Source organism: Natrinema sp. SYSU A 869 (assembly GCF_019879105.1).
GTDB lineage: Archaea > Halobacteriota > Halobacteria > Halobacteriales > Natrialbaceae > Natrinema.
In genome coordinates, this window is sequence record NZ_CP082249.1 from 1,518,090 (window position 1) to 1,530,307 (window position 12,218).

11 protein-coding genes are annotated in these 12,218 nt (G+C 65.5%); 5 read left to right on the plus strand and 6 right to left on the minus strand.

What is annotated here, in order from left to right; translation table 11 throughout:
- Positions 1-661 precede the first annotated feature (661 nt).
- The gene (locus K6I40_RS15660) at positions 662-2,023 is read right to left on the minus strand and encodes a DUF4147 domain-containing protein (protein ID WP_222919945.1); all 1,362 of its coding nucleotides are present in this window, start codon (positions 2,021-2,023) and stop codon (positions 662-664) included.
- A gap of 184 nt (positions 2,024-2,207) precedes the next feature.
- On the opposite strand from K6I40_RS15660, the gene K6I40_RS15665 reads away from it, so the two are divergent.
- Positions 2,208-2,651, plus strand: a complete 444-nt coding sequence (locus K6I40_RS15665; protein ID WP_222919946.1) for a DUF5518 domain-containing protein — start codon at positions 2,208-2,210, stop codon at positions 2,649-2,651.
- 390 nt (positions 2,652-3,041) lie between these two features.
- Here K6I40_RS15665 and purH read toward each other — a convergent pair whose 3' ends face one another.
- On the minus strand, positions 3,042-4,679 hold the full coding sequence (gene purH / locus K6I40_RS15670; RefSeq protein ID WP_222919947.1) for a bifunctional phosphoribosylaminoimidazolecarboxamide formyltransferase/IMP cyclohydrolase: 1,638 nt from the start codon (positions 4,677-4,679) through the stop codon (positions 3,042-3,044).
- 176 nt (positions 4,680-4,855) lie between these two features.
- Between purH and purB the strand changes: the two genes are divergently transcribed.
- Together purB and K6I40_RS15680 are read left to right on the plus strand one after the other, a co-directional pair.
- Complete coding sequence (gene purB, locus K6I40_RS15675; protein WP_222919948.1) at positions 4,856-6,241, plus strand: adenylosuccinate lyase; 1,386 nt, start codon at positions 4,856-4,858, stop codon at positions 6,239-6,241.
- Positions 6,242-6,315: 74 nt separating this feature from the next.
- Positions 6,316-7,095: a CPBP family intramembrane glutamic endopeptidase gene (locus K6I40_RS15680; RefSeq protein ID WP_222919949.1), complete on the plus strand. Its 780-nt coding sequence runs from the start codon at positions 6,316-6,318 to the stop codon at positions 7,093-7,095.
- A gap of 41 nt (positions 7,096-7,136) precedes the next feature.
- Here the strand turns inward: K6I40_RS15680 and K6I40_RS15685 are convergent, their stop codons facing one another.
- Positions 7,137-8,054: a hypothetical protein gene (locus K6I40_RS15685; RefSeq protein WP_222919950.1), complete on the minus strand. Its 918-nt coding sequence runs from the start codon at positions 8,052-8,054 to the stop codon at positions 7,137-7,139.
- Between the two features lie 171 nt (positions 8,055-8,225).
- Here K6I40_RS15685 and K6I40_RS15690 point away from each other — a divergent pair, with 171 nt between their 5' ends.
- Both K6I40_RS15690 and K6I40_RS15695 read left to right on the plus strand, forming a co-directional pair.
- Complete coding sequence (locus tag K6I40_RS15690) at positions 8,226-8,648, plus strand: EamA family transporter (protein WP_222919951.1); 423 nt, start codon at positions 8,226-8,228, stop codon at positions 8,646-8,648.
- Entirely contained in the window at positions 8,648-9,064 is a 417-nt protein-coding gene (locus tag K6I40_RS15695) for an EamA family transporter (protein WP_222919952.1), read from the plus strand. The genes K6I40_RS15690 and K6I40_RS15695 overlap by 1 nt, the downstream gene beginning before the upstream one ends.
- Positions 9,065-9,085: 21 nt before the next feature.
- Here the strand turns inward: K6I40_RS15695 and K6I40_RS15700 are convergent, their stop codons facing one another.
- The 3 genes from K6I40_RS15700 to dapF form a co-directional block, all read right to left on the minus strand.
- On the minus strand, positions 9,086-10,159 hold the full coding sequence (locus K6I40_RS15700; protein WP_222919953.1) for a hypothetical protein: 1,074 nt from the start codon (positions 10,157-10,159) through the stop codon (positions 9,086-9,088).
- A 61-nt stretch (positions 10,160-10,220) separates the two neighbouring features.
- Positions 10,221-11,387: a M20 family metallopeptidase gene (locus tag K6I40_RS15705; protein ID WP_222919954.1), complete on the minus strand. Its 1,167-nt coding sequence runs from the start codon at positions 11,385-11,387 to the stop codon at positions 10,221-10,223.
- Positions 11,384-12,214 (minus strand): diaminopimelate epimerase, encoded by an 831-nt coding sequence (dapF, locus tag K6I40_RS15710; RefSeq protein WP_222919955.1) that lies wholly within the window; start codon positions 12,212-12,214, stop codon positions 11,384-11,386. Before dapF ends, K6I40_RS15705 begins: the two co-directional genes overlap by 4 nt.
- Positions 12,215-12,218 lie beyond the last annotated feature (4 nt).

Here is a 12,218-nt window from a genome sequence, read left to right on the forward strand (position 1 = left end):
CCTAAAGCACTCGGATTAGCTATGCTACTAATCGGAGTACAATTACTCCTCGGATATCAATTTCTTAGCCAGAGTTATGAGGGGGTTTCGGCCCCAATGTTGGCTGAAATTCCATGCCGTATAGGAATATACTGGTTCTTAGTCACAGTATTCATGCAATTTGTGTTACTCATAACGGGGCCATTGGGAGGAGAACTTACTCCAACCAGATTTACTGAACTAAGGGTACTCACACTATTCATCACTGCAAAACTGACAATGGAATGGGCACTCGTCCAGATACGGCAGCAAAACAATCCAGGCCGTATTACGCGCTGGCTCATGCCACAATGCCCAGAGTAAGAAGGAATCAGCAAGAACTTGCGGATATCCGCCTATTCGTCGGTGATAGCTGATGGATCTCGTACTGTTCCCTCTGGCCGTAGTACTCGCCATCCATGCCGATGATCAGCAGCGAGTAGCCCGCCTCAAGGAGCGCCTTACAAACACACCACCCGATATAGGCGCCGAATTGCGCATATACGTCTGAATCACCCCGGCGTGAGGTCACGAGTGTACCGTCGGAACGTCCCGTCGAGACGGAATTTGCCTCGAGCCACTCGAGAAGGTGCGGCGATCGTTGTCGCGGAGACAATCTTGGAGTACGTTGGTGAAGAGTCTTCTAGTCGACGACCAGTACCCGCAGATCGTTCAGGTTCGTCCCCGTTGGTCCCGTGAAAAGCAGGCCGTCCCGGGACTCGAGATACGGATAGACGTCGTTTTCGGCGAGGGCCTCGCGCGCCGCGTCGGGGTCAGCGACGGTCGTTTCGTCGACGAGCGCACCGGCCGCATCGGTCGCGCCGTCGATGCCGTCGGTGTCGACCGCGGCGACCGTGATTCCGCTCTCGATTCCGCTTTCGGCCCTGTCCTCGTCTCCTCCGTCAGCCTCGATCTCGAGCGCCGCGCTCGTCGCGAACTCCTGATTCGGTCCGCCCGTCCCGTCGCCCCGGACCGTCACCGTCGTCTCCCCGCCGGAGAGGATCACAGCCGGCGGCGAAACCGGCGTTCCGGTGGCTCGAGCCTCCTCCGCAATCGCGACGTGGATCGCGGCCGCGTCGCGGGCCTCGCCGCGAACGCGCGAGGAGAGCACGAGCGGTTCGTAGCCCCGCTCGGCCGCCGCGTCGCTGGCCGCCTCGAGCACGGTCATCCCGTCGGCGACGATGTGATTCGAGACGCTCTCGAACACTGTGTCGTTGAGCCCGGGCGTCTCGTCGATCTCGCCGGCAGCGCCGCGATCGAGGCGGTCCGCGACGGCTTTGGATGTGTCGATCCCGTATCGATCGAGGACCGCGAGCGCGTCGTCGAACGTCGACGCGTCGGGTGCGACCGGGCCGCTCGCGATCACGCTCAGGTCGTTTCCGATGACGTCGCTCAAGATCAGCGAGACGACCGTCGCGGGAGCGACACGGCGCGCCAGTCGGCCACCTTTCAGCGCCGAAAGGTGCTTGCGGACCGCGTTGATCTCGTGGATGTCGGCCCCGCTCGCGAGCAAGGCGTCGGTCGTCGACTGCAGATCGGCGAGGGAGATGTCCCCCGCAGGCGCGGGCATGAGCGCGCTGCCGCCGCCGGTAATCGCCGCCAGCACGAGCGTGTCCTCGTCGGCCGCGTCCGCCGCCTCGAGGACCGCGTGCGTGCCGTCGACGCCGCGCTTGCTCGGCACCGGATGATCGCCCTTGCGGACCGTTACGCGCTCCGTTTCGACGGGATCATCCGTGACGACGACGCCGCGGTCGATTCGGTCGCCCAGGATGTCCTCGAGCGCTGTGGCGACGTGTGCCGCGGCGTTTCCGCCGCCGAGGACGACGACCTCGTCGTACGCGGTGAGATCGTACGTCGCGTCCGCAACGCGGAGGGTGTCGTCCTCGAGCGTCACGGCATCGCGGACGACCGTTCGTGGATGTCCGGCCTCGATGCCGGCTTCGAGACAGTCGAGTGCGGTCTCGCGGGCTTCACTCGAGGCGAGACGGTCGCGGTCCTCTATCATGTCCCTACGAACGGGGACGGTTCTGATAGTTTTATGGCATCTCTCTCCGAAAGCTGCCGCGTTCGAACGGCGGCCGCTCGCTCGCTACCGTGCGCTCGCGCTCGCGGTTCAGTGAACTCGCCGTCGCCGACGGACGAACTGTTAACCGCTTGTATTTATAGTCCGTCTCACACAACGGTCGGCCGTGAGTCGCACTCCGATCCTCCGATCCCTGCTCGAAGACGACGCATGGCGAGTCGCGCTCGTCGCCGGTATCGCCGCGCTGCCGTTTACGACCGCCAGCTACGTGCAGACGGGGAGCGAGATCGATTTCGGACCGGTGTTTTACGCCGGCCTCCTCGTGGGCTACCTCTACGGATCGGGCTCGACCGATCGCTCTCGAGTCGCTACTCGAGTCGGGATTATCGGTGCGTTGCCGGTCCTCTGGCAGTTCGGCGATATGGTGCTGTACGTCGTCACCGAAACGGTCTCGTCGCCGTGGTTTCGTGCGTTCGCCGTCGCGATCGCGGCCGGGTTCGCGGCGCTCAGCTTCGGGCTGGCCGTCATCGTCGCGATGATCGGTGCGTGGGTCGGCGACTGGCTGGCCGGGAAGTTCGGTCGAATTCAAGTGCCCGGCGTCGCGCACTGAACCGCTGTCCCACGGAACGCCGGCGACCGTGCCCGCGATCGTCCTCGCAGCATAGTCGTGTGGGCCCAACAAGAGACGGCGCGCCGCTCACGGCTTCGCTGGTCGCCGTTTCGAAATAGCGAGCCGTCTCGCCTCGCTCGTCGTTCGAGTTTCAGCCACGTCGTCGTTTCGTTCAGTCGTGCCGGAAGGACCGCTGGCCCGTGAACGCTATCGCGGCATCCACCTTTTTCCGCTCGGGTTCACTCACTGTGTTCGTTCACCCTTCACGCAAAAATCTGGACCAAAAAGCCGCTCGCTCACTGCGTTCGCTCGCGGTCCTAATCGTGTCGGAAGCAACGAAAGACGTCACTTCGCTCGTCTTTCGAGTTTCAGACACGCCTTCGCTCTCGCTCAGTCGTGTTTGAAAGACCGCTGACCCGTGAACGCCATCGCCATCCCATGTTCGTTCGCGGCCTCGATCACGTCCTCGTCGTTGACCGAGCCGCCAGGCTGGATCACTGCCTCGATGCCCGCCTCGGCGGCCTCCTCGATGCCGTCCGGGAACGGGAAGAACGCGTCGGAGGCCATGACCGCACCCTGGGAGTCCTTCCCCTCGGCGTGCTCGTCGGCCTTCATCGCAGCCAGTCGAACCGCGTCGACGCGGGAGACCTGTCCCATCCCGATGCCGACCGTCTCGGTGCCGTCCGCGAAGCAGATCCCGTTCGACTTGACGTGCTTGAGCGTCTGCCACGCGAAGACCATCGTCTCGAGTTCTTCGTCGGTCGGCTCACGCTCGGTAACGACCTCGAGATCGTCGGCAGAAATCGATTGCAGGTCACGTTCCTGTACGAGTCGCCCGCCGACGAGCGGTTTCTCGGTGAAGCGCTCGGTCCGCTCGCCGAGTTCGCCTACATTGAGCACGCGCAGGTTGTCCTTCTCGAAGAGCACCTCGAGGGCGTCCTCCGTGTACCCGGGCGCGACGACGACCTCTTTGAACGAGTCGATGACCTGTTCGGCGGTCTCGGCGTCGCACTCGCGGTTGAGGGCGACGATGCCGCCGAAGGCGCTCATTGGGTCCGTCGAGAGGGCCTTCTCATAGGCGTCGGCGAGCGAATCGGCGGTCGCACAGCCCGCGGGGTTGGTGTGCTTGATGACCGCCGCTGCGGGCTCGTCGAACTCTTTGATTAGGTTGAGCGCACCGTCGGCGTCGTTGTAGTTGTTGTACGACAGCGCCTTCGCGCCCTCGTTGAGTTGGTCGGCGTGGACGACGCTAGCCTCGTCCGTAGTGTAATCCGTGTAGACTGCGGCGTCCTGATGAGGGTTCTCCCCGTACCGGAGCGTGTCCGCGCGGTCGTCCGAAACGAGTCTGCGCGTCGGCAGTCCGTCGTGGTCGTCGTCTCCAACCGTCGCGACATCCGCGTCAATTGTCACTTCGTCCGCCTCAAGGTCGACATCGATCGCGCCCTCGGCGAACCACTTGACGGCCCGCGGATAGGCGCAGAACTCGCACTTGTAGAGGACTCGTTCTTTGAGGGTCTCCTCGTCGTCGCCCTCGTAGACGGGGATCGGCTCCTGCGTGACGATCGGGCCAGCGTCGACGTCCTCCTCGACCACGTTCCCGTCCTCGTCGGTCGCGTCCGTGACGACGTGGACCGTACAGCCTGTCACCGAGACGCCCGCCTCGAGCGCGTCGCCCCAGGCGTCCATCCCGGGGAACGCGGGCAGCAGTGCAGGGTGGACGTTCAGCGTGGTTGGAGCCTCGTCGAGGAAGGTGTCGGAGAGGATCCGCATGTAGCCGTCCAGACAGACGAGGTCGAACTCGTAGCTCGAGAGGGCCTCGAGCACTGCCTCCTCGTGCTCGCTACGGCTCATCTCGTCCTCAAGCGGGACGACTTCGGTCGGGATCCCGCGCTCGGCGGCGGCCTCGAGCACCGGCGCGTCCGCGTCGGTCGTCAAGACGACGGCGAACTCGGCTCCGCCCGGTTCGCGGTCGGCGATGTTCAACAGGTTGCGCCCTCGGTTGCCGGCCATCCCGGCGATTCGCGTCATGATCGGACTCCCGACCGCGAGCGGCAAAGTGGTTGCGGTCTCGGTGGGGAAAGTATGCATATGTGTGCATTGATATGGTGGTATTCGCGACCTGATACCCGGAGGTATGCACGCTCGTGGCGTCGGCCGCTCCGGGTTTCGATACGCTTTTGCACCGCGCTGGACAGGCTCGAACCATGACCGAGACCGACGCCCTGTACGCCGTCTCGCCGCTGGACGGCCGGTACGACGGCCGGACCGCACCGCTGTCGCCGTACGCGAGCGAGGCAGCGCTCATGCGCGCCCGCGTTCGCGTCGAAGTCGAGTACCTCGTCGCGCTGGCCGAACTCGAGGCGACGCCCCTCGAACTCGATCTCGACGAGCGCAACCACCTGCGAGGGCTCTACCAGCATTTCGCCGAGGAGGACGCCCGGCTGATCAAGAAACTCGAGACGGAGGGCCACGCCGAGTTCGAGGCGACGAACCACGACGTCAAGGCCGTCGAGTACTTCGTCCGTCACCGGCTCCCCGAGAGCAGCGACGCCTCGCCCTGGATCCACTTCGGGCTGACGAGCGAGGACGTGAACAACCTCGCTCACCGACTACTCGTCCGCGATGCCGTCAACGACGTGCTTCTCCCCGAACTGTACGACGTGCGGGACACGCTGGCCGACATGGCTCGCGAGCACCGCGATCTCCCGATGCTTGCCCGCACCCACGGCCAGCCCGCGACGCCGACTACCTTCGGCAAGGAGATGGCCGTCTATGCATCGCGATTGGGCAGAGCGACCGGTCGCATCCGGCAGGCGACCGACGAACTACGAGGCAAGCTCGGTGGTGCATCCGGAACATACGCGGCCCACGCCGCCGCCTACCCCGACGTCGACTGGCAGACCTTCGCACGGGACTTCGTCACGGGCTTGGGTCTCGAGTTCGAACCGCTGACGACGCAGGTCAACCCCTGTGACGACCTCGCGGCGCTGTTCGACGCGTTCCGCGGGGCGAACACTGTCCTGCTCGACCTCGATCTGGACGTGTGGCTCTACGTCTCCGACCGCTATCTCGGACAGGAGGCCGTCGAGGGCGAGACAGGCTCGTCGACGATGCCCCACAAGGTCAACCCGATCGACTTCGAAAACAGCGAAGGCAACCTCTCGAAGGCGAACTCGGATCTGACCTTCCTCGCGGACTACGTCACCACCTCCCGACTCCAACGAGACCTCTCGGACTCGACGGTCAAGCGCAACATCGGCGGCGCCTTCGCCCACTGCCTGATCGCCTACGGGAAGACCGCCTCAGGGCTCTCCAAAGTCGTCCCCAACGAGCAGGTCATGCGCGACGACCTCGCGGACACCCCCGAGATCATCGGCGAGGCCGTCCAGACGATCCTCCGACGCGAGGGACAGGAAGACGCCTACGAGCGCGTCAAGGCCGTCACCCGCGGCAAGGACGTCACCATCGCGGACTTCCGCGAGATGTTCGACGACCTCGACGTTGACGAGGGCGTGCGCGAGGAACTCCACGCACTGACGCCGGCGGACTACACCGGCGTCGCGAGCGAACTGGTCGACGACCTTGAGTAGGGCCGCTACTGCGGCGATCGTCGATGTTCCGGACGTGTCAGTACCTATTTTGTGTCTCCCGGCAACGTGATCGTGTGTCCTCGAGCCAACGGAGCCGACAGATCGGGTCGCGAGTCAAGCGCGGCGGCCGAGCGATCGGCGTCTGTCTCGCGGTTGGGCTGCTGGGCTATCTCAGCGGCACGGCCGCGGGACTGGGGACGATCAGCCACCTCTCCGTCCTGGGGTACAGTACGGAAACGATCGACGAGATCGGGCTTTCGGTGGCGTTCAACGTCGTTGGGGCCGGCGGGACGGCGCTGTCCTATCTGATCGTCCGCCGTCACGGGTTCGATCGGGAGTTCATCGTCGACTTCCTCCGGATCCGGCGGCCGGACCGCTGGGATCTCGGCTGGATCGTCGCCGGTCTCGTCGGCGCGTTCATCGTGGTCGTCGCCTATCAAATGATGGTCGACCTGATTGAACCGCTCGGCGGCAGCGAGGGGACGACACACTCCGGGATCGAGGCCGGCCGGGAGTATCCTGCCTTACTCCTCCTCGGGATTCCGCTCGCGCTCCTGTTGACAGGGCCCGGTGAGGAACTCCTGTTTCGGGGCGTCCTCCAATCGCGGCTCAAAGAGACGTTTCCGACGGTGGCCGCGGTGGCGCTGACCGGGCTCGTCTTCGGGGCGGTCCACCTGCCCGTCTACATGGGTTCCGAACCCAGTGCGGTCGTCGTCAGTCTCGGCACGGTAACGACGCTGGGGCTGTACTTCGGTGTTCTCTACGAATGCAGCAGTAATCTGGTCGTCCCCGCGCTGATCCACGGCTGCTTCAACGCGACCGTCTATCTCACGAACTATCTGACATACGCGTAACGATCATCCGATACACGAGACGCCTGGGTGCCGGTCGAAACTCAGTTCATCTCGTCCCGGCGATCGCTTTTCCTGTCTTCCTGCGATGCCTCGTCAGCGCTCTGCACGCGCTCGTCGGACGACTGCTCGTCGGTCTCGAGGTCAAGATAGTCACCCTCGAGACGCCACGTCGCATCCTCGAGGCGGTCTGCGCCCTCCTTGTCTTCGCCTCCCACTCGAGTCCCGGGGACGGTCGGGATCGGACCCGTCTCACCGTCGTCGCGGGGCCCACTCGAGATGTGCCGTTCCGGTCGGTCTCGTCCCAGTGGCGCCGTCGACCGATCGGCCGTCCCTTGGTCAACGCTGACGTCTGACGACGCCGCCAGCAACGGCTCGCCGCGCCATGCTTCGTTGCCGCGGTTGACGATCGCGCCGCTGCCGACGCTCGCCACCGCGATCGTCGCAATCGTCCCGACGATCGGCACGAGTTGACTCCCACCCAGCGCGAGGAGTCCGAGCGCGAGCGACCGCCGCGATGACGGCGACCCCGATCCGAGTCGGTCGCCGAGTCGATCACCAACCGCGACGGTCCCGACACAGCCGCCGACTATCAGCAACGCGATACACGCGATCAGCCCCGGCGTGGCCACGATCAGGCCGAGCGTGATCAGTGCCGAGTGCTCGAGCGACGTGCCGACGAACAGCGGCAGTACGGAACAGATGAGCAGGCCGAAGAGGGCGACGAACCCGACGGCGAACGTCGTGTCCGGCTCAGTAATGAGGTCATCACGAAGTCCCCGCATAGACTGTGGGAGCCCGGCTAACAGGACGGGAGCGACGAGCAGGGTAATAGCCGTCCAGACGAGCGTAACGGACGCCGCTTGTGAGAGCGGCGATCCGACGAGCGTATCGAAAGCGCTCGCTGGCGTCACGGCGACCGTGCGTATCGGGGCAGTGAGGGCGATGTTCGTAACGACCACGGTTCATCTCGAGACAGACGGCAGACCGGTAAAAAAGTGCGGTCAACCGTTCGGAGACTGAGCGCGGACGGCTCGCCGCTCGACGCCGCCGGTAACGCGGACGGGATGGAAACGGGATGGGAGCGAGACCGATCCGGGCAGTAAAAGTCGTCGTTGACCCGAAGAGTGGGTATGGAGTATCTCCTCTGGGTGATCGTCGCCCTCGTGGCCTACGGGCTGATGGCACCGCTGACGAGCGTCGTGACATCGGATGTGCCGCCCGCGGTTGCGCTCTTCCTATCAACGACGATCTTTCTCGGCCTGACGGCGATCGTCCTCGTCGCGACGGGAAATGGCCACCCCGCCGACGCGGTGACGCCGTCCGCGGGAATCGTCTACGTCGCCGGTCTGTTCCTGTCGTCCGGCATTCTCGCCTACTATCAGGCCCTCGAGAACGGGCCGGTGAGCGTCGTCGTGCCGATCTACGGCCTCTTCATCGTCGGGAGTTCGATCATCGGGATCGTGTTTCTCGGTGAGGAGCTGACGGCGACTCGAGCCGCCGGTATCGTCGTCGCGGCAGTCGCGATCTATCTCGCCGCCGGGGGTGAGGAGTGATGCGGCGGTATCTCGGCCTGTCGATCGTCGCCTGTTTGACATACAGTCTCGTCGCGCCGCTGCTCTCGATCGCGATGATTGACCTCCCCAGTACCGTGGCGGTCTTCCTTTCGAACGCCGTCATGTTCGTGACCGTCGGGCTGGTGATCCGCTATCGCGGGCTGTCAGTGCGGCCGTACCTCCGGCATCCGCGAACGCCCCATATCGCCGCGATGGGCGTGTTGCTGACCGTCGGGCTGCTGACCTACTATCGGGCGCTCGCGCTCGGCCCGGTGAGCATCGTCGTGCCGATCTATGGCCTCTTTATCGTGATCAGTTCGCTGGTCGGTATCGTCGCCTTCGACGAGACCGTCACCGCCCGCAAGGTCGCCGCCATCGCGCTGAGCGTGCTGGCGATCGCGCTGATGTCGGTGTGACCGCTCTGGATTCGCCGACCGTCACCGCTCCTTCGCCCGAACCTCGCTCGGATCCTCGTGCCGAACCGGCTCCAGTTGCTCCGTTTCCCGGAGGATGAACGGGCCGATAGCGAGGGTCCGCTTCATGACCGTGAGGACGCGGAGGAGGTAGGCGAGCAACACGGCGAACGGGGAGAGCGTGAGCACGTACAGCGCACTGACGACGAGGTAGGCCGTGCTGATGCCGGCCACCGACCCCGTGATCTGCGCGGCGTCGAACTCGAGCATCATGTAGCCCGCGATCGCCAGTGCCGGCATCGCGCCGTAGAGGACGCCGCGAGAGATGTTGATGATCTCCCACTGGACGTAGAGGGTCTTGAAGTGTTCCCGCGCCGGGCCGAAGAACCGCAATGACTCGATCAGGTCCTCCAGGGCCGCGTCGGCCTCGGCTGACAGCGACTCGGCGTGCTTGTCCCGAAGCGTTCGCGCGGTGAATATCTTCCACGAGTAGTTGTAGTTCAGGACGGGCAGCAGCGTCTCGAAGGAGCCGAAGTCCGCGTCCGTCAGGTCGTCGCTGACGGTCTGACTGTGGTCGATGAGCCCGTCTGCGAACGCGCCGATCTCCTCGAGTCGCTCCGGGTGGTCGCCCTCGGTGATGATCTCGTGGAGGCTCCGCGCACGCGTCTCGGCCGTTTTGACCAGTGTCTGGAGAAATCGAGCGGGCTCGACCGGGCTCACACCGATGTTCGCGGCGTCTTCGACTTGCTCGCGGAACTCGGTCTCGTTCGTCATCCGCTCGCGCTGTTCTCCGAGCGGGCCGATCTCTCCGGCGAGGACGAACTGCGAGATCGACAGGACGAGGGTGACGCTCGTCACGATGGCGATCACCATCGAGCCGAACAGCGACGTGATGCTGCCGGTCGCAGTGAGCTGTCGCGGTTCGGTGGGTCCGAACACGTGAAAGACGAGGAGCAGCGCGTACGTGACCGCGAGAATGACGCCGGTGACGAGCCAGCGGTTCGCGCTGATCAGGAACCAGATCTTCACGCGGGTTTCGCCGACGCGTTCGCGCATCGTGTCGGCCGGCCGTGTGACGGCGTCCGAGTCGCTACCCATGGATCCCGTTGTACACCGACCCGTCGGTTAAATCGTCTGCTACCGACAATCGGAACGGCCGTTACGCGACCAGTTCGGCGAGCGTCGCCTCGAGCGCCCGCGCCGCTTCGCGGACGGCATCGACGCGCACGTACTCCCGCGGGGCGTGCGCGACGGCTCCCTCGTCGTCGGCGAGCACGCCGGGGCCGAAGACGACCGTCGGAGCGTCAGCCGCGAAGTAGGAGGCCTCCGTCGCCGCGGTAAAGGGCCGCACCTTGCCGCCGGACGCATCCGCGAGGACATCGACGACCGGCGCGTTGGGGTCCGTGTCCCATGCCTCGAGGAACGGCGTCGGCCGGTCAGTAAAGCGGAACTCGAGGCCGACATCGTCGGGCACGGCGGCCCGCAGGTGGGCAGTCAGTGATTCGTGAAACTCCTCGGCCGTCTCCGGCGGGACGCTCCGACGGTCGACCGTCAGCGCGCAGTCGGCGGGCACCTGATTCGTGGCCTCGCCGCCCTCGACGACGGTCGGCGTCAGCGTCGCCGCGCCGAGTTGCGGGTGAGCCGGCGGCGCGTCCGCGCGGTCCCCGAAGGTTCGGATCGCCTCGAGGACGGGCTCGAGGGCGGCGACGGCGTTCGTTCCGGTCTCAGGTTCGGCGGCGTGGGCGTTGGCACCGGAGAGGTGGATCATCCCCTGAAACCGACCCTTCGCGGCCGTACAGACGTCGAGGTCGGTCGGTTCGCCGACAATCACCGCGTCTGCGTCTCGAGTTGGTGACTCGTCGCCCGAGACGAGCGCGTAGGCACCCGTCGAGAGCACCTCTTCGTCGGGCGTGATCACGAGCGTGACACGGCCGTCGGTCGGATCGGTCGCGAAGAACGCCGAGAGCAGGGCCGCGAGCGGCCCCTTCGCGTCACAGGAGCCGCGACCGCGGACGACGGTGCCGCCGTCGGCCTCGGGGGCGTCCACGTCGCGCTCGTAGGGAACGTGCGGCGAGACCGTGTCGATGTGAGTATTCAAAACGACGTGCGTCTCGGCCTCGCTCTTCGGGACGCCGCGACTCGCCAGGACGTTCCCGGCGTCGTCGACGCAGGGCTCGATCCCGCGGTCCGCGAGCGTCTCGCAGAGGAACTCCCGCATCGGTCCGACGTCCTCGTGGGAGGGGTGCTGGACGGCGGTCTCGAGGAAGGCGATGGGATCGAACGCGCCGTCGCGCTCGGCTTCGTCGGCGGACCCGGCCCCCGTCACAGCTCGACTGGGGAGTGGACGGCCACTTCGCCGTCGAACTCGTGTTCGACGGGGCCAGCGAGCGTCGGCCGGCCGCGGTCGTTAAAGCTCACTCGGAGGTCGCCACCCGGCGGGCTGACGTCGACCGGGTCGGCATCGGTGCGGCCGAGGCGACGCGCCGCGACGGCGATGGCGACCGCGCCGGTGCCACAGGAGTCGGTTTCGCCCTCGACGCCGCGCTCGTAGGTTCGCTGGCGGAAGCCGCCCGAGCCGTCGGGGCTGGCCACACAGACGTTCGTTCCCTTCGGGAAGGCGTCGGCGTAGCGAACCGGCGGCGCGATCTCCTCGAGATCGACGTCGTCGACGTCGTCGACGAAGCTCACGGCGTGAGGGACGCCGGTGTTGACGACCGAGACCTCGAGGCCCTCGATCTCCTCTCGGAGGACCGGTTCGTCAGCCGCTACCGGGACCGCCGCGGGATCGAACGTAAGCTCGGTCATCTCGATGACGACGTCCTCGCCGTCGCGTTCGGCGCGTAGCGTGCCTGCCTGGGTGTCGATCATCACGCTATCGGTGCCCGTCCGATCCATCGCCCACTCGGCGGCACAGCGAGCGCCGTTGCCGCACATGGGTGCCGTCGCGCCGTCAGGCTGGAACAGCGTCATCACGACGCGTGGCGGATTGAACTTCTCCTCGAGTGCAAGAAAGAGGATCCCGTCGGCACCGACGCCGTCGGTCCGGTCGCACTCGCGTTCGGCGAGTGCACCCCGATCGGGGACGTGTTCGTCCGCGTGGATAATTAGAAAGTCGTTGCCGGTGCCGTGGTACTTTTGGAATGGGATACTCATCGTG

Excerpts from the sequence above, each read along its gene's own strand:
- K6I40_RS15695 (WP_222919952.1), top strand. The coding sequence starts at position 8,648 with ATGCGGCGGTATCTCGGCCTGTCGATCGTCGCCTGTTTGACATACAGT.
- purB (WP_222919948.1), top strand. The coding sequence starts at position 4,856 with ATGACCGAGACCGACGCCCTGTACGCCGTCTCGCCGCTGGACGGCCGG.
- K6I40_RS15700 (WP_222919953.1), bottom strand. The coding sequence starts at position 10,159 with ATGGGTAGCGACTCGGACGCCGTCACACGGCCGGCCGACACGATGCGC.
- K6I40_RS15690 (WP_222919951.1), top strand. The coding sequence starts at position 8,226 with ATGGAGTATCTCCTCTGGGTGATCGTCGCCCTCGTGGCCTACGGGCTG.
- purH (WP_222919947.1), bottom strand. The coding sequence starts at position 4,679 with ATGACGCGAATCGCCGGGATGGCCGGCAACCGAGGGCGCAACCTGTTG.
- dapF (WP_222919955.1), bottom strand. The coding sequence starts at position 12,214 with ATGAGTATCCCATTCCAAAAGTACCACGGCACCGGCAACGACTTTCTA.
- K6I40_RS15660 (WP_222919945.1), bottom strand. The coding sequence starts at position 2,023 with ATGATAGAGGACCGCGACCGTCTCGCCTCGAGTGAAGCCCGCGAGACC.